At 53.6% G+C, this 23,266-nt stretch carries 21 protein-coding genes; 15 read left to right on the forward strand and 6 right to left on the reverse strand.

Annotated features, from left to right (window positions below; all coding sequences use genetic code 11):
* Nucleotides 1-16 precede the first annotated feature (16 nt).
* The 7 genes from FN808_RS05835 to FN808_RS05865 all read left to right on the forward strand — a co-directional run bounded on the left by FN808_RS05835 (nucleotide 17) and on the right by FN808_RS05865 (nucleotide 7,153).
* A complete protein-coding gene (locus FN808_RS05835; RefSeq protein WP_142713620.1) occupies nucleotides 17-892 on the forward strand; it encodes a CPBP family intramembrane glutamic endopeptidase in 876 nt (291 codons plus the stop codon).
* A 54-nt stretch (nucleotides 893-946) separates the two neighbouring features.
* On the forward strand, nucleotides 947-1,132 hold the full coding sequence (locus FN808_RS05840; protein WP_142713621.1) for a hypothetical protein: 186 nt from the start codon (nucleotides 947-949) through the stop codon (nucleotides 1,130-1,132).
* A 706-nt stretch (nucleotides 1,133-1,838) separates the two neighbouring features.
* Nucleotides 1,839-2,063 carry a hypothetical protein gene (locus tag FN808_RS05845; RefSeq protein ID WP_142713622.1) on the forward strand — a complete coding sequence of 75 codons (225 nt, stop codon included), beginning with the start codon at nucleotides 1,839-1,841 and terminating at the stop codon, nucleotides 2,061-2,063.
* A 168-nt stretch (nucleotides 2,064-2,231) separates the two neighbouring features.
* Nucleotides 2,232-3,758, forward strand: coding sequence for a M16 family metallopeptidase (locus FN808_RS05850; protein ID WP_142713623.1), 1,527 nt, complete (start codon nucleotides 2,232-2,234; stop codon nucleotides 3,756-3,758).
* A gap of 49 nt (nucleotides 3,759-3,807) precedes the next feature.
* A complete protein-coding gene (locus FN808_RS05855; protein WP_185958274.1) occupies nucleotides 3,808-5,871 on the forward strand; it encodes a M16 family metallopeptidase in 2,064 nt (687 codons plus the stop codon).
* 147 nt (nucleotides 5,872-6,018) lie between these two features.
* Complete coding sequence (locus FN808_RS05860; protein ID WP_142713625.1) at nucleotides 6,019-6,567, forward strand: DinB family protein; 549 nt, start codon at nucleotides 6,019-6,021, stop codon at nucleotides 6,565-6,567.
* Nucleotides 6,568-6,697: 130 nt separating this feature from the next.
* Complete coding sequence (locus FN808_RS05865) at nucleotides 6,698-7,153, forward strand: OsmC family protein (protein ID WP_142713626.1); 456 nt, start codon at nucleotides 6,698-6,700, stop codon at nucleotides 7,151-7,153.
* Nucleotides 7,154-7,159: 6 nt separating this feature from the next.
* Here the strand turns inward: FN808_RS05865 and FN808_RS05870 are convergent, their stop codons facing one another.
* Both FN808_RS05870 and gcvP read right to left on the reverse strand, forming a co-directional pair.
* Nucleotides 7,160-8,119 carry an ion channel gene (locus FN808_RS05870; RefSeq protein ID WP_142713627.1) on the reverse strand — a complete coding sequence of 320 codons (960 nt, stop codon included), beginning with the start codon at nucleotides 8,117-8,119 and terminating at the stop codon, nucleotides 7,160-7,162.
* Between the two features lie 72 nt (nucleotides 8,120-8,191).
* The gene (gcvP, locus tag FN808_RS05875; protein ID WP_142713628.1) at nucleotides 8,192-11,113 is read right to left on the reverse strand and encodes an aminomethyl-transferring glycine dehydrogenase; all 2,922 of its coding nucleotides are present in this window, start codon (nucleotides 11,111-11,113) and stop codon (nucleotides 8,192-8,194) included.
* Between the two features lie 247 nt (nucleotides 11,114-11,360).
* Between gcvP and FN808_RS05880 the strand changes: the two genes are divergently transcribed.
* The 6 genes from FN808_RS05880 to FN808_RS05905 all read left to right on the forward strand — a co-directional run bounded on the left by FN808_RS05880 (nucleotide 11,361) and on the right by FN808_RS05905 (nucleotide 17,572).
* The gene (locus FN808_RS05880) at nucleotides 11,361-13,367 is read left to right on the forward strand and encodes an Ig-like domain-containing protein (RefSeq protein ID WP_142713629.1); all 2,007 of its coding nucleotides are present in this window, start codon (nucleotides 11,361-11,363) and stop codon (nucleotides 13,365-13,367) included.
* Nucleotides 13,368-13,398: 31 nt separating this feature from the next.
* On the forward strand, nucleotides 13,399-14,499 hold the full coding sequence (locus FN808_RS05885) for a YncE family protein (RefSeq protein WP_142713630.1): 1,101 nt from the start codon (nucleotides 13,399-13,401) through the stop codon (nucleotides 14,497-14,499).
* 174 nt (nucleotides 14,500-14,673) lie between these two features.
* Nucleotides 14,674-15,513, forward strand: a complete 840-nt coding sequence (locus tag FN808_RS05890; RefSeq protein WP_142713631.1) for a ZIP family metal transporter — start codon at nucleotides 14,674-14,676, stop codon at nucleotides 15,511-15,513.
* A gap of 99 nt (nucleotides 15,514-15,612) precedes the next feature.
* The gene (locus tag FN808_RS05895) at nucleotides 15,613-16,701 is read left to right on the forward strand and encodes a fatty acid desaturase family protein (RefSeq protein ID WP_142713632.1); all 1,089 of its coding nucleotides are present in this window, start codon (nucleotides 15,613-15,615) and stop codon (nucleotides 16,699-16,701) included.
* A 137-nt stretch (nucleotides 16,702-16,838) separates the two neighbouring features.
* Nucleotides 16,839-17,315 (forward strand): hypothetical protein, encoded by a 477-nt coding sequence (locus FN808_RS05900; protein WP_142713633.1) that lies wholly within the window; start codon nucleotides 16,839-16,841, stop codon nucleotides 17,313-17,315.
* Between the two features lie 56 nt (nucleotides 17,316-17,371).
* The gene (locus FN808_RS05905; protein ID WP_142713634.1) at nucleotides 17,372-17,572 is read left to right on the forward strand and encodes a hypothetical protein; all 201 of its coding nucleotides are present in this window, start codon (nucleotides 17,372-17,374) and stop codon (nucleotides 17,570-17,572) included.
* 6 nt (nucleotides 17,573-17,578) lie between these two features.
* On the opposite strand, the gene FN808_RS05910 is transcribed toward FN808_RS05905, so the two are convergent.
* The 4 genes from FN808_RS05910 to FN808_RS05925 all read right to left on the reverse strand — a co-directional run bounded on the left by FN808_RS05910 (nucleotide 17,579) and on the right by FN808_RS05925 (nucleotide 21,222).
* Nucleotides 17,579-19,072, reverse strand: coding sequence for a PH domain-containing protein (locus tag FN808_RS05910; protein ID WP_142713635.1), 1,494 nt, complete (start codon nucleotides 19,070-19,072; stop codon nucleotides 17,579-17,581).
* Complete coding sequence (locus FN808_RS05915) at nucleotides 19,065-19,550, reverse strand: PH domain-containing protein (protein ID WP_142713636.1); 486 nt, start codon at nucleotides 19,548-19,550, stop codon at nucleotides 19,065-19,067. Before FN808_RS05915 ends, FN808_RS05910 begins: the two co-directional genes overlap by 8 nt.
* A gap of 90 nt (nucleotides 19,551-19,640) precedes the next feature.
* Nucleotides 19,641-19,817, reverse strand: a complete 177-nt coding sequence (locus FN808_RS05920; protein ID WP_142713637.1) for a histone H1 — start codon at nucleotides 19,815-19,817, stop codon at nucleotides 19,641-19,643.
* Between the two features lie 106 nt (nucleotides 19,818-19,923).
* Nucleotides 19,924-21,222, reverse strand: a complete 1,299-nt coding sequence (locus FN808_RS05925) for an MFS transporter (protein ID WP_142713638.1) — start codon at nucleotides 21,220-21,222, stop codon at nucleotides 19,924-19,926.
* A gap of 112 nt (nucleotides 21,223-21,334) precedes the next feature.
* Here FN808_RS05925 and FN808_RS05930 point away from each other — a divergent pair, with 112 nt between their 5' ends.
* Both FN808_RS05930 and FN808_RS05935 read left to right on the forward strand, forming a co-directional pair.
* The gene (locus FN808_RS05930) at nucleotides 21,335-21,907 is read left to right on the forward strand and encodes a hypothetical protein (protein WP_142713639.1); all 573 of its coding nucleotides are present in this window, start codon (nucleotides 21,335-21,337) and stop codon (nucleotides 21,905-21,907) included.
* A gap of 110 nt (nucleotides 21,908-22,017) precedes the next feature.
* On the forward strand, nucleotides 22,018-23,262 hold the full coding sequence (locus tag FN808_RS05935; protein WP_142713640.1) for a Gfo/Idh/MocA family protein: 1,245 nt from the start codon (nucleotides 22,018-22,020) through the stop codon (nucleotides 23,260-23,262).
* The last annotated feature ends 4 nt before the right edge of the window (nucleotides 23,263-23,266 follow it).

Here is a 23,266-nt window from a genome sequence, read left to right on the forward strand (position 1 = left end):
TTTAATATTATCCTCCATGAATAATTCAAACATATTCATAATATTAAAATCAACTTTATCCTCATTATTTTTAGCGCTATTATTTATTTATATAATAGGGGGAATTTGGCTGTTCCCCTTCAATTTTCTTCTTCCCCAACACTTTAACAACTTCAGCGCCATCACTATTATTGGAAGAGTCATTGAACGTACTGGTTTTTTAATCATCTTTCTTACGACTCTACTAACCATAAAAGAAATCTACCATAATTTTAATGGTTATTTGCCTTCAGCTGATCTTTACTGGCGCGAAAGAATCTATATATTCTCTAAAACTGCACTTATAACCTTTCTATGCCTGACTGTCACTTACCTAGTTGCCATTTTAAGTGGATTAGTGAAAATAGATTTTTACAGTGACCATCTATTCATAAGTGATTTTTCATCCAGTCTATATTCTTTCTTTTTCTTGGGGATTATCGGTCATTTTTTTGTTGCAATCGGAGAGGAAATGGTCTATCGTGGATTGATATTTAGGTATCTCTTACAAAAAGCCGAAAATACTCAAGTAGCAATAGTAATTTCCTCTCTCATTTTTTCATTATTCCATTTTCATTATACCGAACCACTGTCGTTTGTACTTGCTTTTTTAGGAGGGTACCTTTTTGCTCTTATCTATTTTCTGTCGGGTACCCTACTTTATTCGATCAGCATTCATTGGACTTTTAACCTCTTTATGCACGTTTTCACGCCTGGTCATAAAGACTACCAAGTAAATTACCTTAACCTTGAGATACCAGTTATTCCTGGATGGGGGACTTATTTCGACCTTGTTAAAATAGGAGCTATCATAATGGCAATTATCGCCATATCAGTACTAAAAGTTCAGGGATTCCAAAAAACTAAACTTTAATCTTAATCAAAACTTTATGGATGCTCCATCTTTTAAAAAATCGCCCTAACCTTCATGGGCGCCCTTGGCGGCACCCTGCTATACTGGGGCAGTATACAGTTCTGGGATACCGGCACTATCAACATCCCGGAACTGCTCTTTACCCCTGCCCCCTGGATCGTGGCCAGCGTATGTTCTATTGGCCTCTCCTTCTGGAACATCCTGTTTCCTAATAACGATCAGTCGATCATGGAAAGCTAAAAGCTATTTCTGCTCTATTTATTTGTTTACTGATAATAGTTAACCATTAATTTGTCTAGCCCAGAAAAGAAGGCAACTTATGTAGATTGTCTCAACATACCACAAAAATCCGAAGTAAAGGGCATCATAAAATTTTCTAAGATTTAGCTACAAAGCATTATTAACAATGTTCACTAAATTGCCCACCACCTCCATGTAAATGACAATCGGTTCTTAGGTGAGCAAGTGAGTACTTAAGGTTGGCTTGCTCACCTAATTAAAAAATGTTAGATGATATGGATATTTTACTAAACCCAAGTCTTCAACATTTCAACTTATATCTAATCATACTCATCATCACAGTAGGCCTTTTCTATGGTGTTAAGTACAAACGAAAAAATAACCTATATAAAAAAGTATATGAGATATCTTACTGGTTATTAACTTTTATAATAATTTTTGAAGTTTTATATCTATTAGCAATACCAGCATATAATTATATTAAATAACCTGTTAACTTAATTATAGACATAATACGAATCTCAGAGTCCTAATTATGCCGTACAAGAGCATCTCCTAAGCGATTATATTTAAAACGCTCCATAAACAACAGAACCGGTCTTTCCGGGTAGCAGCTTCCACCGCTCTTCTACCGTAGATGTATCGGTATCTAAGCCTTCAACATGGCCGTATCCTCTCATGCCAATCCCAACAAACCACCGCCATCATGAAGAAACAACCAGTCAAGCGCATCGTCGTCACCTTCCTGGGCGCCCTCGGCGGCACCCTGCTCTACTGGGGCGGCCTGCAGCTCTGGGACACCGGCGCCCTCGATATCCCCGGGCTGCTGCTTGCCCCCGACCCCTGGATCGTGGCCGGCGCCTGTACCGCGATCCTCACCCTCTGGAACCTCCTGTTTCGCAGGGACGGGCCGTCGACGGCGGAAGGCTGAAAAGGCACCCCTCCGGCGGGGCAGCCCGAAGCGCCCCCCGTGGAGCCCGGCAGCCGGGGATTCCCCGTTTGGTTATCAAACATTTTTGGGGGAAGTTATATCATCATAAAAAGACATCCCATGACGTTTGGGGTAAGCAAGAACAGCAACCCAATCACCAGGAATACTATGAAGCTGAAACATTTGTTAGCGGCCGCGGTCCTGTGGAGCCTGGCCCTCGCCAGCCCGGCGCAGCCCGCACAGGCCCAGTCGCTGGAAGAGTTTGAGAAAAACGTAACGGAATTCACCCTCGACAACGGTCTGACCTTCATCATCATCGAACGCCCGGTGGCCCCGGTCGTCAGTTTTGCCACCTACGTGAACGTGGGCGGGGCCAACGAGCCGGTGGGCCACACCGGCATGGCCCATATCTTTGAACACATGGCGTTCAAGGGCACCCGCGACATCGGCACCACCAACTGGAAAAAGGAACAGCAGGTGCTCGCCGAACTGGACGCCACCTACCAAAAGTGGCTGCAGGAGAGCTACCAGCCGGTCCCCGACTCGGCCCGCATGGATACGCTCTGGTCGCACTTCGAGGCGCTCCAGGAGCAGGCGGGGCAGTATGTGGTCAACAACGAGTTTTCGCAGATCATCGACCGCAACGGCGGCACGGGGATGAACGCCTCCACCAGCGCCGACCGGACCAACTACTTCTACAGCCTGCCGGAAAACCGCATTGAGCTGTGGTTCAGCCTCGAGTCGGACCGTTTCAAAAACCCCGTCTTCCGCGAGTTCTACAAGGAAAAAGAGGTGGTGCGCGAGGAGCGGAGAATGCGCACCGAGTCGCAGCCCTTCGGCCGCCTGCTCGAGGAGTTCCTGGCGGTGGCCTACACGGCCCACCCCTACGGGCGCCCGGTGGTCGGCTGGCACTCCGATATCACGGCCACCACCATGGAAGACGCCCGCCGCTTCTACAACACCTACTATGTGCCGAACAACATCACCATTGCCATCGCCGGGGATGTGGACCCCGGCCAGGCCCGCACCCTGGCCGAGACCTATTTCGGAGACCTCCCGGCGGCCGAGGAGCCGCCCCCGGTCTACACCCGCGAGCCCGAACAGCGGGGCGAGCGCCGCTTCACCATACAGGGGCAGTCCCAGCCCTTCCTGCTGATGGGCTATCACACCGTGGCGCAGGACCATCCCGACGCCAAAGCCCTGCAGCTGCTGGGCTCGGTGCTCTCGGGGGGACGTACCTCGCGGCTCTACAAGCGGATGGTGGACGAGGAGAAACAGGCCCTGGCCGTACAGGCGCTCAACGGCTACCCGGGCGAGAAGTACGAAAGCATGTTCCTGACCTTTGCGGTGCCCAACCAGGGCGTGGGCGTCGACACCCTGGAGGCCACCATCCTGGAGGAGATTGAGAAGGTGAAGGAAGGAGCGCTGACCCAGGAAGAGCTCGACCGCGTCCGCACCAATGCACGGGCCGGGCTCATCCGCAGCCTGGATTCCAATTCGGGCCTGGCGCAGGCCCTGGCCTCCGCCGAGTCGCAGCAGGGCGACTGGCGCAAGGTGTTTACGGACCTCGAGGAGCTCCGGGAGGTCACCCTCGCCGACCTCCAGCGGGTGGCCCGGAAGTACCTGACAAAGGAGAACCGCACGGTGGGTACCATCGTCACGCAGACGGGAGAGCCGGGGGACGCCGATGAGTAATAGCAACCCCCGGTTTCATCATCTTTCAACCCTCAAGCCTACGATACTTATGAAGCAACTCAGCCTGTGCTGCCTGCTGATCCTGCTGCTTACTTCGGCCCTGCAGGCGCAAAAACGATACGACCAGCTCGAATACCCCGAACTCAACGACTTTCAGAAACCGGAAATCCAAACGTTCACCGCCGACAACGGCGTCACATTCTTCCTGCTGGAAGACGACGAACTGCCCCTCATCGACCTTTCCGTGACCATCCGGACCGGCGGCGTGCAGGTGCCCAACGAGAAAGCCGGGCTGGCCGCCATGACGGGGCAGGTGATACGCTCCGGGGGCACCCCCTCTCATCCGGCGGACTCGCTCAACGCACTGCTTGAAAACAGGGCGGCCCGCATAGAGACGGGCATCGGCTTCAGCTCGGGCTCGGCCGGCATGAACGTACTGAAAGAGGATTTCGACGAGCTGCTGCCGGTGCTGGTCGACCTGCTGATGAACCCGGCTTTCCCGGAAGACAAGATCGAGCTGGCCAAGACCCAGCAGAAAAGCAGCATATCGCGCCGGAACGACAATGCCGGGCCCATCGCCGCCCGGGAGTTCGACAAGCTGATCTACGGCGACGACAGCAAGTACGGCCGCCTGGTGGAGTATGAAACGGTCAATAGCGTCAGCCGCGACGATATGGTCAGCTTCCACAAGCAGAACTTCACCGGCCGGAATATGCTGGTGGGCGTGGTGGGCGATTTTGACGCCGGTACAATGAGAGAAAAGCTCGTGCAGGCCTTCGGCCGGATACCGGAGGGAACGCCCAATACCCTCCCCTTCCCCGAGGTCGACTACGACTACACCAGCTCCGTCAACTTCATCAACAAGGCGGATGTCAACCAGAGTACCGTGCTGCTGGGCCATATCGGGGGCATGCGCGACAACCCCGACTACCCGAAGGTGCAGGTGATGAACAACGTGCTCAGCGGGGGCTTCTCCGGCCGGCTCTTCCAGAAGGTCCGCACGGATATGGGCCTGGCCTATTCGGTCGGCGGACAGTACGGCATGAGCAACACCTTCTACCCGGGGCAGTTTTACGTGCAGGTACAGACCAAGAGTGCCTCCACGGCAGAAACCATTGATGCCATCATCCGGGAAATCAGGCGCCTGCAGGACGAACCTATCACGGAGCAGGAACTGCAGAATACCAAGGACCAGTTCCTGAACTCCCTGGTATTTCGCAATGCCAGCTTTGAGCAGATCCTGAACCGCCGGATGAGCAACGAGTACCGCGGCCTTGCCGAGGACGCCTTTGATGAGTTTATTGCGGGCGTCCGCGCAACAACCGTGAAAGATGTGCAGCAGATGGCCCGGGAATACCTGCACCCGGATGACCTTCAGATCCTGGTGGTCGGCAACAGGGAGGAGATCGGGGACCAGCTGCAGAAATACGGCACAGTCAATGAAATCGATATCCGCATTCCCCGGCCCGGCACCGAAAGTACCGAAACGGTACAGGGCGACCCGCAGAAAGGAGCCGAACTGCTCAATGAGATGGCCGAGGCCGTAATCCATCCCGGTACGGGGCTTAACAGCCTCTCCGTGACGGGCGAGGTGGTTCAGGGCGGACAGACCATCGGTACCTCCATGACCATTCACTACCCGGACGCCATTGAGCAGACGATCGAGGCTCCGATGGGGCAGGTTCAGCTCTCCTATAAAGGGGGAAGCGGGACGATGACCATGGGCGGGCAGCAGCGGCCGCTGCCTCCGCAGATGGCCAATGGCCTCAAAAGTACGCTGAATCGGAGTTTCATGGCTATTGCCATGAGCCATGAGGAACTGAATCCGCAATTCCTGGGCACCGAAGAGGTCGACGGCCAATCGTACCGGAAGGTGAGCGTGCAGGTCGACGGCACCCCCGTTACGCTGCTGCTGGACCCTGAGACGAAGCTGCCCCGGATTCAGCGGTACCAGCAGTTCAACCCGCAGCAGGGCCAGCAGGTGACCATTGAAAATCATTACTCCGACTGGCAGACCGTCGATGGCGTCCGTTATCCCTATCACCAGGTCACCTTCATGAACGGCACCCAATCGGCAGAGGCATCCTACGAAAGTCACGCCGTTAACGAGTAGAGTAGCGTGCCTCCTCCTGCTCCAGGCCCGTGCGGGCAAGCCGGGGCAAGACCGTCCCCGGCTCGTTATTTGGTGAAGATACTCACCATTAAAATTTGTATCATGCTCATTTTGTCAACCCCTGAACCCAAACCTTAGATACAGCCCATGTCATTTTTAACCTGGGAGGACAATCATCCCGCCCCTTCGGAATACCATGAGTTCTACGACCGGTACATCAGTCTCGTAACGGCCCCAAATGTAATTCAGATGCTTATCCAGCAGGGCCAGGAGGTGTTCACCCTCATTCAGCAGCTGGACTATGAGCAGTCCGGGTATCGCTATGCGGAAGGAAAATGGAGTGTAAAAGAGGTGATTGGCCATCTCATTGACAACGAACGCGTCATGGCAGCCCGGGCGCTCAGGATTGCACGCGGCGAGCAGCAGTCGCTGCCGGGCTATGACCAGGATGCCTACGTGGAAAAAGCCCGCTTTGACCAGCGGAACCTCCAGAGCCTGTCGGCCGAATATGATGCCCAGCGCAATGCCAACGTCAGCCTGTTCAACAGCTTTACCGAAGAGCAGACCAGGGGTATGGGTACCGCCGACGGAAAACAGGTTTCCGTTCGGGCCCTGGTCCATATCATTGCGGGGCATGAACAGCACCACCTGTCAGTACTGGAAGAAAAATACCGACTTGAAATTTTTGCCGACTAAGACGCCGGCCGGCACCCATCTGTGCCACTCACAGCCGCGAGGTACCAGGTACGTTTTTTTTGGTACCTATATATGCGGCGCAGTGCTTTACCGGTCCCTGTAACCAATAAAAATCATATCACATCCAGTTATGGCTAAAGATTCAGACAAGCAAAAGATTGTACACGTCCACCTGCCCAAAGAAGAAACCTACAGTACCACGCTGACAGCCGGGCCCCACGAACTGATGGCCGACGAACCCACCGAGGTGGAGGGCGGCAGGGACCAGGGACCCGATCCCTACGATTACCTGCTGATGGCACTGGGCTCGTGCACGGTTATGACCATCCGGATGTATATTCAGCACAAGGGATGGCCGGTCGATGACGTATACATGGAGCTGCGCCATAACAAACGGCACGCCGAGGATTGTGAGAAGTGCGAAGACCCGAAAAGTAAAATTGATATTATCGAAAAAGAGGTAATCGTGGAAGGCGAGCTGTCGGAAGAACAGATGGATCGAATCCTGGATATTTCCCAGAAATGCCCGGTTCACCGCACTCTGCTGAGTGACATTAAGATTGAGAGTTCAATAACGCATAAATAGCTCTTTTCAGCCGGCGCCATCCAGGTCAACCTCTTCAAAATCACTGATCTGCTCCATATTGATGCTCAATCGGCCGTCATCACGCACATTGAAAATATTCGAGAAGCGGGCGCCCCATGCTATTTCGGAATATTTGTACGACGAGCGCGTGTGAACCGTCTGTGAGAAGGTCTCCGCATAGCCGGTAAGCAGGATCAGTATTTCAGCATCTTTCTTGCGCAGCGTCCCGGGCTTTTTGTCCCGCAGCGGACTGCCCTCGGTGATGGGATGAACAATGGTCCAGTTCAGGGGAAAAAAGGTGACGCTGTCTCGTTCCAGGGGCAGCTCTTCGTACACGCGGCGCCCGTCTTCCATAAACGAGAAGATGACCTTGGCTGACAATTCCATCAGCTGGCCCCGCCGCTTGTTGGCTATCCGGAACATCAGCGCCCTGCCCTCCTGGTAGGGGGCCACAACCGCCTTTTCACTGAAGGCTATCTTGGCGTGCGGCCGGGAAAACCGGGCAAACATAAAGCCCGTGACCAGGGCAAACCCCAGCAAGCCGACAAAAGACTCAATCGTAAACAGGATATTAGCGCCCAGCCCGATGGGCGTAAGCTGACCAAATCCCACCGTTGTGAAGGCCTGCACGCTGAAAAAGAAGGCATTGAGAAAAGGCGACTCCACGCCTGTGACCTGCGTGCCCGCGATAGCATCGGGTCCGAAGAGCAGGTAACCGGCGGCGAAAAGGCCGTTCACCAGCAGGTACGATCCCAGGGTGACAAGGAAAAATTTGGGCCAGGAAATACGCAGCATGACCTGGTACAGCGTCATCGACTCCCAGAACGAAAGTCCTTCCCTCCTGACGTTAAAACTCCCGTCCCTGTTCAGCAGGCGATACCTGCTTTCCCTTCCCACCCGGGAGCCGAAGCCCAGGTCCCGGAACTCCCGGCTAATATTCTGTTGGTATTTTTTCCAATTCAACATATAGCTGTAACTGAAATTACGATCGCTTGTACTATCGGGGCACCACCGAATCCTGTTCCTGCCATCCGGCCGCTACTCGACCGCAGCCGGCTCCTGCCCTTCGCTGTAGGCGTCCACGGGCACGCAGCTGCACATCAGGTTGCGGTCACCATAGGCATCATCAACGCGGCTGACGGCCGGCCAGAACTTGTCAAACCGGAGATAATCAAGGGGAAATACCGCCTCTTCACGGCTGTAGGGATGCTCCCAGTGCTCTGCCATAACCGTACGCATGGTGTGGGGAGCATTCTTTAGCGGGTTATCTTCGGGGTCGGCCTGCCCTTCCTCGATGGAGCGTATCTCCTCGCGGATAGCAATCATGGCCTCACAAAAACGGTCCAGTTCCTGCTTCGACTCACTTTCCGTGGGTTCAATCATCAGCGTGCCCGGAACGGGGAACGACATCGTCGGAGCATGAAAGCCGTAGTCCATCAGTCGCTTCGCCACATCCACCGACTCGACGCTGGCCGATTGCTTGAACGGCCGCAGGTCTACGATAAACTCATGGGCGGCCCGGCCATTCGCCCCGGTATACAGGATGGGATAATGATCCTGGAGGCGATCCTTGAGATAATTGGCATTTAAAATGGCTATTTCCGTAGCCCGGGTGAGTCCTTCATTCCCCATCATCTTGATATAGGCATAGGAGATGCTGAGGATGCTTGCACTTCCCCAGGGCGCCGCGGAGATGGCCTTGATGGCATGGTCGCCGCCGGTCGTGACGACGGGATTGCCCGGCAAAAAGGGCGCCAGTTCCCTGGTGGAAGCGATAGGACCCATGCCGGGGCCGCCCCCGCCATGAGGGATACAAAAGGTTTTGTGCAGGTTCAGGTGACAGACATCAGCCCCGATCTCGGCCGGGCTCGTAAGGCCCACCTGGGCGTTCATATTGGCCCCGTCCATGTAGACCAGCCCGCCGTGATTATGAATGATCTGGCAGATCTCCTTGATGTCTTCTTCGAAAACGCCGTGGGTGGAGGGATAGGTTACCATCAGGGCGGCAAGGTCGTCCTTGTGCTCTTCGGTCTTCTCACGGAGATCCTCGAGGTCGATATTTCCATGCTCGTCACATTTTGTAACGACCACCTCCATCCCGGCCATAACGGCACTGGCGGGATTCGTGCCGTGGGCTGAATCCGGTACAATAGTCACGTTGCGATGATGTTCTCCCCTGTGCCGGTGATAGGCGCGGATGGTCATCAGCCCGGCAAACTCTCCCTGGGCCCCGGAGTTGGGCTGCAGCGAGACGGCCTCAAAACCGGTGATCGCCTTGAGCTGGTCCTCGAGCTTTTTAAACAGCCTATGATAGCCCTGCGCCTGTTCTTCCGGTACGAAGGGATGAATTTTGCCAAACTCGGGCCAGGTCAGGGGTATCATTTCCGAGGTGGCGTTCAGCTTCATCGTGCACGAACCGAGGGAGATCATCGAGTGCACCAGCGAAAGGTCCTTGTTTTCAAGCTCCTTCATATAGCGAAGCATCTCGTGCTCGGTATGATACAGGTTGAAGACCGGGTGTTCCAGGTAGTCTGAGGTGCGCTGCAGTGCTTCGGGAAAGTCCATAACCGCCTCCCCGGCCAGCGCATCCACATCCACCGCTCCCTTGTCGGCGTCACCTGTAATCGAGGCAAACAGTGAAAGCAACTGATCCACATGGTCAAGATCCTTCGCTTCGTCAAAGGCGATACCCACCGAGGCGTCATCGAAATATCGCAGGTTCACGCCGGCATCCAGGGCGGCCTGCCTCAGTTGCCCCTGCTGCTCCTCTCCTTCCAGGGAAACCTTCAGCGTGTCAAAATAGAACTCATTCTCAACGGTAAAATCCAGTTTATTCAACCCGGCATGCATGACCTTGGCCAGGCCGTGCACGCGCTCCCCGATGCGGCGAAGTCCTGCGGGACCGTGGTAGACCCCGTAAAAACCGGCAATGACAGCCAGCAGGACCTGTGCGGTGCATATATTGGAGGTTGCTTTCTCCCGGCGGATATGCTGTTCGCGCGTCTGGAGCGCCATCCGGTACACCGGGTTGCCCTCCTTGTCTTTGGTCACGCCAATAATTCGTCCCGGAATTTTACGCTTGTACTTCTCGCGCGTTGCAAAATAGCCGGCATGAGGCCCGCCGTATCCCATGGGCACCCCAAATCGCTGGGCGGAACCCACCACGGCATCAGCCCCCATTTCGCCGGGCGGGGTCAATACGGTAAGGCTGAGCAGGTCGGCGGCCACAACCACCTGGTTTCCCTCTTCCCGCGCCGCTTCGATGAAGTTGCTGTAATCCGCCACCGATCCGTCCGTGCCCGGGTACTGCAGCAGGATGCCATAAAGGTCGTCCGCGGCGAGATCCAGTTCGCGGTGATCGCCCACTACAACGTCGATATCCAGCGGCTCGGCACGTCCCCTGACCACCTCGATCGTCTGGGGATGGCAGAGGTCCGAAACAAAAAAGGTATGAGCCTTTTTCCTTTTGCCACCGCGGCGCATGGCATAAAACATCGACATCGCCTCTGCTGCCGCTGTTCCCTCATCCAGCAGGGAGGCATTGGCCAGCTCCCGCCCGGTCAGATCGGAAACCATCGTCTGGAAATTGATCAGCGCCTCGAGGCGTCCCTGTGCAATCTCCGCCTGGTAGGGCGTATAAGCGGTATACCAGCCGGGGTTTTCCAGCACGTTGCGCAGAATGACGTTCGGCGTCAGGGTTTCGTGGTACCCCATGCCGATATAGGAGTCAAAAACTTGGTTTTGGGACGCCAGTTCACGAAATTCTTCCAGGAACCGGTATTCACTCATCGGCTCCTCAAGCTTCACTTCCCTGGTTAATCGAATATTGGCGGGAACCGTTTCGTCCATTAACTCATCCAGTGAAGAGGCTCCTATGGCCGAAAGCATCTCCCTGATCTGATCAGGGTTGGTTCCAATGTGGCGATGCAGAAAGCGCTCTTTATTAAAATTAATGCTCATGTATGCTGAGTTTGATTACAGAATATTATGTCAACAACCGGCGTGAGGCGTATAAAATGTATATTGAATGTCCCTTCCGGGGTGCATGTTTTAGAATGCAGGAAGGTAAGCATTCGATGTTTAAATTAACAGTCATTACCTGCCACAAAAAGCGATTCAGAACTATGTAAAAGATCGCGACAGCCGCTTTTTCCTGCTCATATATTACTTACTTGCTTTCGTTCACTCTTAAACAACCGGATATCCCATGAATATCATTCAACGTCTTCTTTTCCTGTGCCTCTTTGGGGCTCTGCTGACGATAACTGCTGCTGCGGCCCATGCCCAGGCAACCGATGATTATAGACTGGTCGTTACGCCCGAAGCCCTAACACTCGAAATTGACGACAGGGTGCAGCTTTCGGGCCATATCGAAGACCGGGATGGTGCCGTGGTCCGTGATTCGGTCCTCTTTTATTCCTACAACCGCGAGAGCGTCAGCGTCAGCAGCAACGGCCTGGTGAAGGCCCTTAAGCCGGGCACCTTTCAGCTCCGCGCGGTTGCAGCGGCTCCCAATGAGGAGCGGCTAAGCGTTACCATTCCGGTTGAGGTAACGCGCCCCCCCATCACCGATATTACCTTCACCGACACGCCCGGCCATCTCTATGAAGGCACCAGGAATGCGATTGACCTCGTCGTGACGGATGCCAAAGGCTTCAGGCGGGATCCCTCGGAAGTCACTTTTGTCAGCTCAGATTCCTCCATTGCATCCATGGATGACTGGGGCCGGTTGTATGCCCTGAAAGCCGGCACTGTTCGCCTGACTGCCCGGGCCGGAGAAGCGGCAGCCAGCTGGGAGGTCGAGGTTCGGCCCAATCCCACCGCAATGCTCGAACTGACCCACCATGCAAACGATGCCCGCACCGGGGATGTCATCCGGTTCATCGCCCGCCCGCGCAAGGCGTCCGGGGATATTGTCCAGGACATACCGATTGACTTCTCCTTCACGGCCCATCCGGGCAACGAACCGGCCGAAGGGGCCCGGGCGCAGATTGCAGAAGACGGCCGTTTTGTGGCCAACAAAGCCGGACTTTACACCGTCGTGGCACGGGCCGGGAACGTCGCGGCTGAGCAGACCATCCGTGTTGACGCCCGCAACATTCAAAAAGACCTCAGGATTGCCGGGCACGGGCTGGTGAACGAGGTGCATACTTCCGACCTCTGGGTGTGGGAGGGAATCGACGGAAGGGACTATGCCGTAACCGGCACCTGGGGCGGCAATGGGGAAGCCTATTTCTGGGACGTCACGAACCCCTCCCGCATGACGATCATCGATACGGTTACCGTTGATGCCCGCACCGTCAATGATGTTAAAATTTCTGACGACGGACGTATCGGCGTTATTACGCGCGAGGGGGCCTCGGACCGTAAAAACGGTATTGTTATCCTGGATGTGCGTGATCCCCACAATGTTGAAGTCATCACCGAGTACACCGACGGACTCACCGGCGGCGTGCACAACGCCTTCATCTATGAAGACCATGTTTTTGCGGTCAATAACGGTCGCCGGTACGATATTATCGATATCAGCAACCCCCGGCAGCCCGAAACAGTGGGCCGTTTTGAACTCGATACGCCGGGCCATGCCATTCATGATGTATGGGTTGAAAACGGTATTGCTTATTCCTCCAACTGGGATGACGGGGTCGTTGCAGTTGATGTGGGCAGCACTCCGGCAGCCGATTCCCCGGAACACCATGATATCGGGGCCGGATCGTTCAGCAACCCGGTCAAGCTGGGCAGTTACGCCTACCCCAATGGATGGAATCACGCCGCCTTTCCGTTCAAGAGCCGATCCACCGGAGATTTTTATGTCGTTGCCGGTGATGAGGCCTTCCCCAACGGACTTTACGTCAAAGACAAGCCGACGGTTCCCGCCGGGTGGATTCACTTTATAAAATTTGAAGGCGGATGGGACAACCCGCGGGAAGTGGCACGCTACCAGGTGCCGGAGGCAGGGACGCATAATTTCTGGGTCAAGGGCGATAAACTTTATGTCGCCTATTACAATGCGGGACTTCGCGTTGTCGACATTTCCGGTGAGCTGATGGGCAACCTCTACGAGCAGGGGCGAGAGATTGCCCGGTTCCTGCCGACCCACCACAACGGCCGCATCCCCAACGCCCCTATGAGCTGGGGTCCACAGCCGCATAAAGAGCATATTTTTGTTTCCGACTGGAATTCGGGGATCTGGGCCCTCGAAATTCAAGATTAATTGTCAGCATAATCCAACCGTTGATTCTCCAATGATACCCCGCATAAAACACTTTTTGCTGTTTGCCTCCCTATGGATTGCTGCAGCCGTCCAGCATGCCGCCGCGCAGACCCATCACCTGTATGTGGCCGCAGAATCGGAAGACAAGGTATACCAGATTTCCTTCGATGCCCAGACCCGCGAAACGGCCGTCCGCGACGTCATAACCGTGGGCCAGTATCCCACGGAGAATGAAGGGCCGCACGGCATCAACATAGGCCTCAACGGGAAATACTGGTACCTGTCCATTGCCCATGGCAACCCCTATGGCTGGCTGTATAAGTTTAGGACCGGCACCAACGAGTTCATCGCCCGCACGGAACTGGGAATGTTCCCGGCCAGCCTGGAGGCCTCTGCTGCCACCGGGCTGCTGTACGTGGTGAATTTTAACCTCCACGGCGACATGGAACCCAGCATGGTTTCCGTTGTGGATCCCGGGGCCATGACCGTGGTCGCGGAGATAACGACCGGCATCATGCCCCACGGCTCACGCATCAGCTGTGACGGCAGGCACCAGTACCATGTATCGATGATGACAGACGAGCTCATCGAAGTAAATACAGCAGCCATGAAAATCAGCCGCCGTCTTTCTGTGACGCCGCCGCGATCCCGAACCGCCCCCTCCGGCCCCAGTGAAACACCGGTGAAGTCCCCGGCCGCCAAGCCTACCTGGGCCGACCCCCACCCCGCCGCGAAGCTGGTCTATGTTGCCAACAACAAATCGAACGAAGTTGTGGAGGTTGACACGGACAGCTGGTCAGTACGCCGCCGTTTCAAGACCGGCTCGGGTCCGTATAACCTGGAGGTGAGCCCCAATGGAAAATGGATGGTTGTCAGCTATAAAGGAGAGGGTAGCACGGGCGTGTGGAACCTGCAAACCGGCAGGGAAGCCGCAAAAATTGCTAACAGCCGCTCCATTCCGCACGGGGTGACTATATCACCTGACAGCCGATATGCGTTTGTCTCTGTTGAAGGGATCGGCGGCGAAGCAGGATCGGTGGATGTCATCGATCTGGAACAGATGGAGCGCGTGGCCGTGCTTGAAGTCGGCAAACAGGCCGGCGGTATTATCTACTGGAAGACAACCGATTGACCAAAAGCAGAGTATAGACGAACAGGCGACCGGACCGTGTACCTGTAAGCGCCAGGCAGCTCCCCGATGTATTCAATATTCTATTTTTAGTCTTGACTAATTTTATATTTTGATTTAGATCAAGATTTCTTATTCTATGTGTGACGCAACCACATGCAAACAAGTTTTTTATACATGATGCCATTAGCTGAGCTCAAGGATTTCTTTTTTGGATTGGGACCGATAACCCAAAGCCTGTTCGGGGGGCTGTTCACCTACACGCTTACCGCCCTTGGGGCGGCCCTTGTTTTCTTCACCCGGGCAATCAATTACAAGCTGCTGGATGCCATGATGGGCTTTGCGGCCGGCGTAATGATTGCCGCCAGTTTCTGGTCGCTGCTGGTCCCCTCCATAGACATGGCCGCCGCGCAGGGGGTGGTGGAATGGCTGCCGGCGGTTGTCGGCTTTCTGTGCGGGGGTATTTTCCTTCGTATCTGCGATGCCTATCTCCCCCACCTTCACATTGGCCTGCCGGTTGAGGAGGCCGAGGGTATGCCAACCAGCTGGCGACGCGCCACGCTCCTTGTATTAGCCATCACCCTGCACAACATCCCCGAAGGCCTTGCCATAGGAGTCCTCTTCGGGGCCGCAGCCTCAGGCATTGAGGCAGCGGGCGGGGCCACCGTGATGGGCGCCATCACGCTGGCCATCGGGATCGGCATTCAGAATTTTCCGGAGGGCACGGCTGTTTCCATGCCTCTTCGCCGGGAGGGGCTCTCCGTCGGCAAGAGCTTCTGGTACGGGCAGCTGTCGGGCATCGTCGAACCGATCTCCGCTGTCATCGGGGCCGCGGCCGTCTTGATGGTACAGCCGCTGCTGCCCTATGCCCTGGCCTTTGCAGCCGGAGCTATGATCTATGTGGTGGTGGAGGAACTCATCCCCGAGTCGCAGCTTCGGGGAAATACCGATATTGCTACCCTGGGTACCATGCTGGGATTCAGCATCATGATGATCCTGGATGTGGCGCTGGGGTGATTATAAAAAACCGCCGCTCTTTGTGAGAATTTATTTTCTTTCGGTTCAGTATTTTGGTTTCTTGCAATTTTAAGACGAATCGTAGCTTCATTTTCTATTATGTCTCCAACCAGGATCTCGTTTAAAAGCAAGGAAAGAAAAGGTTTCGCCCGGGAGTTAAAACATGAAGTAAACAGCTACTTCAGGGAAAACAACATATCGAAGCATGCAGACCATCGAATGGTCCTGAAGACCGTAGTCCTGCTCACGCTTTACTTTGGATCCTATGGACTCATTATCAGCAATAGTTTTGGGCTGTGGGGGATGGCTTTTCTCTGCTTTGTTATGGGAATCGGGATGGCCGGAATCGGCTTTTCTGTCTCTCATGATGCCCTGCACGGAGCCTATTCTTCCAACAAGTACATCAATCAATTCCTGGGCTATACCTTTGATCTGCTGGGAGCCAACGGATACATATGGAAAATCACCCATAATATTATCCATCATACCTATACCAATATCTATGAGCATGATGAGGATCTGGAAGTAGCTGAATTTATCCGGCTCTCGCCCAATGCAGAACACAAGCCCATTCACAGAATTCAGCATATCCTGGCCTTCATAGCCTACGGTTTTGCCACCCTATTCTGGGTTTTTATCAAGGACTACAAATATTTTTTCCAGTCCAGCCTGGGTCCTTATGAAGACAAATCACATCCGCTCTCAGAGTGGGTCACGCTTATTCTGACGAAGCTGATCTATTATGGCTATATACTCGTGCTCCCCTATATGCTGCTTCCTGTAACCTGGTGGCAGATCGCTATTGGATTCTTCATTCTCCATTTCACGGCCGGTATTATTCTGGGAGTCGTCTTTCAGCTGGCACATGTTGTGGAGGGAACCGAACACCCTACGGAAAACGAAGAGGGTAATATTGAAAATACGTGGATGATTCACCAGCTGGAAACCACCTCCGATTTCGCTCACGAGAACAAATTGCTCTGCTGGTACATCGGCGGACTTAACTACCAGATTGAACATCATCTTTTTCCCAAAGTATGCAGCATCCACTACCCGGCCATAAGCTCCATCGTGCGATCCATGGCAGAGAAGTATGACATTCCCTACAATTATCATCCCACCCTGGGTGCCGCCATTGCATCCCACTACCATACGCTTCAACAATTCGGCAGGCCGGCGGCTGACTGACGCATATTACCTGTGCACTGGTCGGTTTTCAAACAGTAGTAACAAGATCGGGTAGCAAAAAAGTAATTCTTCTATTACCTTGGTTATAAGGATTCAGGTTGAACAACCAGAATAAGTTCATAACAACAGGGGAGCATATGATGGAAGCAAATCTTCTCATAGCAGCACTCTCAGGTTTCATAGGCGCTGTCATTCTAACCCTTCTGATCTATGTCGTCAAGCTGGCCGGGCAGAATCTGGATATCCCCTATCTCATCGGCTCCCGGTTTGTGGATATTGACAACCGCAGGAAAGTGTATACGGTGGGCGTAACCCTGCACCTTCTTATCGGGGCCGGCTGGGGCATTCTCTACGTCATCCTGCTCACAGCGATGGCCGTGACGCCCAACTGGCCGGCCGGCATACTCTGGGGGTTCGCACACGGTATTTTTATCGGTTCCATGATGGGCATTCTGGCTGACACTCACCCGGCCATCGGAAAGGGCAAAGCCATTCCCGATCCCGGTATCATGGGTCAGTCATGGGGGCCCCTGGTGCCCTATTATGTACTGGGATTTCATATCATTTACGGGGCCGGCACACTCGCAATTTATCACTATCTCGTTTTCGGGTGAGATCCTTCACCAGAAGCACCCTGACAAACAACCGCCAAATTCAAACCAATCGCACGATGAGCAACAAGTTAAAAACGCTATCTTCTCTTCAGCTGGAAACACTAATTTCTGATGCCGTGAGTGACTATATCGGGGAAGACTGCAGCTGCCAAATCAGCAACCTTGATACCCCCAACATCGATTCAGAAGCGGATATCGCCATTGAAGATAAACGCACGCTGCATTTTGAAATTGAACTTTCCTACGAAGATAGCTGAGGGGGATTAATCCTCCGGCACAGGCATCGCAGCTGCACCGTCTTTGCCGTTTTCCAACTCTTCGTCGGATGAAGGACCCGACGGCTCCTGCCTCATCCACTCCCAGTAGATTGCGGCATCCGCACGGTCCAGATCCCGTACCGCGAAGGAACGTCCCTGGTTGCCGCTGGCTACATACACAGTAAAATCCTTCAGCTCCAGTCGCGACTGAAAAGGGTTTTCTTTTAACTCGGCGGCCTGCGTGCGGTATTTCTTGATAATGGCTGTCGTTTTGCTCAGGAGCCGTGCACTCAGTATCACCGTATGATCCTCGCTGCGGATACCTGCATCCCGGTACTGCTGGTAGCCCAGCAGTAAAGCCGGAATCAACAGCCCCCATGCATAGATCCCGTAGGGCAGTATGGACCACAGAATCAAGATGACCGGCAGCGTCCACCAGGTCATCCGCAGCAAATAGCGACGCAGGGCACGGGACGGCGGTTGTCTGTTTTCCCCTTCTATCGCCACGTTATATTCGGGCAGCACATCCTTCAAAAAGGTATACAGGGCGTTTCGCTTTATCAGGGGAAACAGGGTTGTCGAATTTCCCTTGTCCTCGCCGTAGCCGGCACTTTCTATCACCAGCGAGGCATAGCCGAAGGGCTGTCGCATCAGTTCCTCTTTTACCTGTACCGCCTGTATCCGGTTGAAAGGAATGGTAAGCTGGGTGCGCTCCAGCAATCCCCGGGAGATAAGCAGTTCCTTTTCCCGGATCTCCACTTCAAAATCGTAATAGGCAATAAGGGTGGACAAAAAAGACAGTCCCCATGAAACGGCCAGTATCGTGATAATGGACAATACGACAAGGGTTGCCGAGGTAGACCGCGGGATGTTGTTTTCAATAAACCGGTATAACTGCTCATCCGATACCAGCTGGTCGATCTGGGAAAACGCCGCCCCGACCACCGACAGTGCCACCCCCATGCGTCCCGATGTCGTTGCGGCAATCAACAGTTCCCGCTGGCCGAGCGAATAGATTTCACGGGGTTGATCCGCATGCTCATCCGCTCCCGCCTCCCGCGATTCATCCCCCGCCCGACGCAGCATATCCTTCAGCCGATCGGCCTCTTCGCGGGTCAGTGCACTTATCTTGGCCGCTTTTGAGGAACTTCCCGCCGTTTTTATTTCGACGGCTACCAGCCCGAACAATCGCTGCACAACTCCCGCACTGATATCAATGACCTGGATACGATCGGAGGTCAGATACAGTTTTTTCCGAATCAGCACCCCCTGTTCTATTCGCAGCTCTCCCTCGGATACCTGGTACGTAAACCGGTACCAGGAGATGCCCCCCCATATAAAGAGGAATACAATTAATCCTACAATCCAGTACAACAAAAAGACATCTTCATCTCCACCCCCGAGGAAGAGGAGAATCAGGATGGTGATCAAGTTGCCCCGTATGACATCCAGCGCCTTTGTGATGGCCGCCACCGGGTGTTGACGTTGCGGTTCAGACATCTTCTTTAGCTAACCGGGCAAATTTAGAGATTCTATCACGGACGGCATCGGCTGTTTCTTCTTCAAGAGCCGGTATGCGATGGGTGGTGGCTGCTGTTGAGATCGTAACATCCGCCAGTCCGTATGAGCGCAGAATAGGCCCCTGCCTTGTATCTACGTGCTGCACGCGTTTGACCGGGACCAGGGTTCGCGTAACGATCAGGATCCCGCTTTGCAAATCAATTTCGTGCTCGTCAATCTGATACGACCAGCGCCGCCAGCGAATCTCAGGTACAAAAAGCACAACCAATCCGGATATGATAACCAGCGAGATGGTGAGTGCCAGAATCACCCAGACCGACAAGGTGCCGGCCCCAAAATAGTGGTACATCCACAGAAAAAGGGGGATTGACAGTAGAAAAAGCATGAAAAGCAGCGTTGAAATACGCCACGCCTTTACCGCTGATGCTGAAAGCTTGTTCTTCGGAGATGTGCGCATGAAGAATATATTAGAGTAATCGTTATCGCACTAAACCTATAAATAAAAAAAGCCACTTTGCAGTGGCTTTTAAAAGAAATCAACAGGCGATTAACCGTTATTCTTAATGTCCTGGATTTCAAGGCGTACTTCCTGCGACAGTTTTCGAAGCTGCTGCAATCCTTTACGAGCACGGGTACCGGCGGCTTTATTCCCTTTTTCGTAAAATTTCGTCATATCTTCTTCTACTCCGTTTACAATGCTCTTTAGTTCGTCAAATCGACTCATGATATTTGTGTTGAGTTAATATTAAGTGAGAATCATTTCTCCTGGATGATTTCATCCGGTTAAAACCCTCAAAGGTACCACTTTATCTGTTAAAAGGGAGACTTTTTTATGAATCGGCCGAAAAAGACTGTTCTCGTACTTCTTTGGCATCCGGCAGCTGGTACAAGAGGATAAACCCCAGGACAAACAGGACAACGATGACGCTCATCCCTATTCGCTGACTGTCGGTATAAAAGGTCAGCCATCCGACCAGCAGCGGCCCCATGAAGGCAGTCACTTTTCCGGAAAGAGCCATGAGCCCGAACATCTGGTTTTGCAAATCAGGGGGAGCCACATGTGCCATGTAGGTTCGGCTGGCTGCCTGCACCGGCCCTACAAAAATACCCAGGAGCAGTCCAAAGAGCCAGAAAAGCAATTCCATGTACACAAGCAGAACCGCGGATGTACATATCACAAGTCCGACCAGCGACACCAGCATCGTCAGGCGGCTCCCCAGCTTATCATCCAGCCAGGCAAAGGCTGCCGCTCCCAGGCCCGCGGTCAGGTTAAGGCCGATGCCGAATAGCAATACATCGCGCTCCCCAAAATCAAAAGCACCGGCGGCATAAATACCTCCAAAGGCAAAAACCGTAGCCAGGGCATCAATGAAAATCATGCGGGCGACGAGAAATCGTACAATAAAGCGGTATTTCCGTACCTCCTGCACCGACGTCTTTAACTGTTTCCACCCCGATTTTACGGCCTCTCCCAGGCCGGTGCCGGTCTGTGGACGATCCGGGGTAACCCCGAAAAGCGGAACTGAAAAGAGCGTATACCAGGCAGCAACGAGCACAAAAGTTGCGCGGATATGCTCCGCCGCTTCTTTATCAAGCCCGAAAGGCGGGGTTTCCACATCCACAAAAACAAGCAGGGCGATCACCAGGCACGCCAGCCCCCCGGCATAGCCCAGTCCCCACGACCACCCTGACCATCGCCCCATGCGCTCATCGGAGGCAAGATCGGGCAGCATCGCATTATAGAAAATAATTGCAAATTCCGATCCTATGGTCCCCAGGAAAACCAGCATCAGTGCCATCAGTACAAACTGCTGTGAGGGCTCGATGAACCACAATCCGGCCGTCGCCGTCACCGACAGCAAGGTAAACCATCCGATCCAGGGCTTCCGACGCCCCATCTGATCAGCCACGGCACCAACAAACGGGGCACAGACGGCTACCACCAGGCCGGCAGCCCCGATGGTATTGCCCCACTGTGTACTCCCCAGGGTATCATTCTCCGCAACGGACTGCATGAAATAAGTAGCAAAAACAAATGTCTGGATAACGGCAAAAAATGCACTGTTGGCCCAGTCGTAAAGCGCCCAGGAAACGAGGGCCGCTGCCGACGTCTTTTCTTTATTATTCATTGAGATCAATCAATTACATATAACATCACCCATTATGAATGGAATACTTGGGAAAAGCAATATGTTGTTATAAACTAACGAAAGTGCAAACCGAGAAAGAATCAGCTGTATTATGAAGAAAGGGCACCGGAATCTCATTTACGTATACGATGCCGATCGCCGAAAAATCATCATGATTGACGGGGAAACCGGGGAGCGAGTGCACGAAGAGGATGACAAGGTCACAGCATTGCTGAAGTATCTGCATAAACAGGGCAAAACACGGCTGCTCCGAAAATTTGCGGTATGGTGTGCACGTCAGATCAATACCGATCTGAAACCCATCCAGAAAAAGATTCTCGACCTGGCTGAGAAAGCCATATATACCGATGTACGTACGGAGGAGCTTGCAGAACTCTACCACGAAACAGAAGGTACGGCTGTTGCCGCAGACACGGTGGGCCTGCGCCGGGGGGCAAAAAGCGCGCCCGCTTACCTGGCAGCACGAGAATGCATCAACCCCGATGCCCTGGAAGGGGCCATCCAAACAGCTCGCTTTCACCGGCTCTGGAATGAAATGCAGGAACAAGAGGAAGGATGGTCCGACAAGGCTCTGAAAGAAATTAAAGCATCTTCGAACAAAGACGCACTTCGGGAGGGGACCGAACGTCAAACGGATCAGCTGCTGGACCTGATGAATGAATAGCCGCTTTCTTGTGTACCGACCTTCTTTTTTCCCTTTTAGATTTTATCTTTGTTTCATCTTACTTCTTTACAGGAATTGCTGCTAACATTACAAACTTAAAAAAGGATTATATGGAATCACTTCGCTTAGGATTTATTGGATCAGGCTTTATTGCTCAATTTATGGCAACGGCAATGAAACAGGTTCGTCATCTTGAACTCACGGCGGTCTTCCGGCGGGGCGGATCTGAAGAGCTGGCCGCATTTGCCCATGACAACAAGCTCGGTGAATGCAATATCTACGATACCATAGAAGAGGTATGCCAGCATTGTGATGCCGTTGCGGTACTGGCCCCAAACCATGTACGGGTAAAACTGGTGGAGGAAATTGTGGATGCCGTACAAAAGGGCGTTGAACTGAAAGGCATCATCTGCGAAAAACCGCTGGGACGAACGATTGCGGAAGCACGGCGTTTGGTCAAGCTGGCAGACTCGGTTGAACTGCCGACGGCCTATTTTGAAAATCAGCTTCACATGAATGCTATTAACAACGCCCTGGATCAGCTGCGTCCCCAGCAGCGGGAAATGGGCAATTTTACGCTCGCCCGAAGCACCGAAGAACATGCCGGCCCACACAACAGCTGGTTTTGGGATCCCCGAAAACAGGGCGGCGGTGTACTCTCCGATATGGGATGTCACAGCATTGCAGCCTCACGTCATATCCTGACGCCCGGGGGAAAAGCTCCTGATTTCCTGCAGCCCGTCGCTGTACAGGCTGACACCAGCTTGCTCAAGTGGGGCCAGCCGAAGTATCGTGATCAGCTAAAGGAACGCTTCGGAGTAGACTATGGAGAAACACCCGCTGAAGATTTTTGTACAGGAATGATAACCTTCCAGAACCCGGAATCAGGACAGATGGTAAAAGCACAATTCACGGACTCCTGGATGTACGACAAGCAGGGGCTGCGCTTGTCCATGGATGCACTCGGTCCCGGCTATGCCATGGAAGTGAATACGCTTATTTCACCGCTGGAAATTTTTATCAGTGACGAAGCAGCCGCCTCGGTGGCGGATGCAGAAACCGCCCTTGAGAAATCAACCTCCTCGCGCGGACTGCTTCCCGTTCAGCCCAATGAGGCGGACCTGTATGGCTATGTGGGTGAACTCAGGGATATGACCGATGCCTTCCTGGACGGACATGACGCCAAACTGAACTGGCGGTACGGGCTGGAAATCACGCGCCTCTGCCAGGCGGCTTATATGTCGGCCGAAAAACAGCAGACCCTCGACCTCACCGATCCCGAAACAAATGAGGAACTTGACCGCTACCAGTCCTTGATTTCGCAGGGCGAAGGGGCTCAGGTACTTTACCATTAACCAT

Origin of the sequence: Fodinibius sediminis, from assembly GCF_900182555.1 — a bacterium.
GTDB lineage: Bacteria > Bacteroidota > Rhodothermia > Balneolales > Balneolaceae > Fodinibius > Fodinibius sediminis.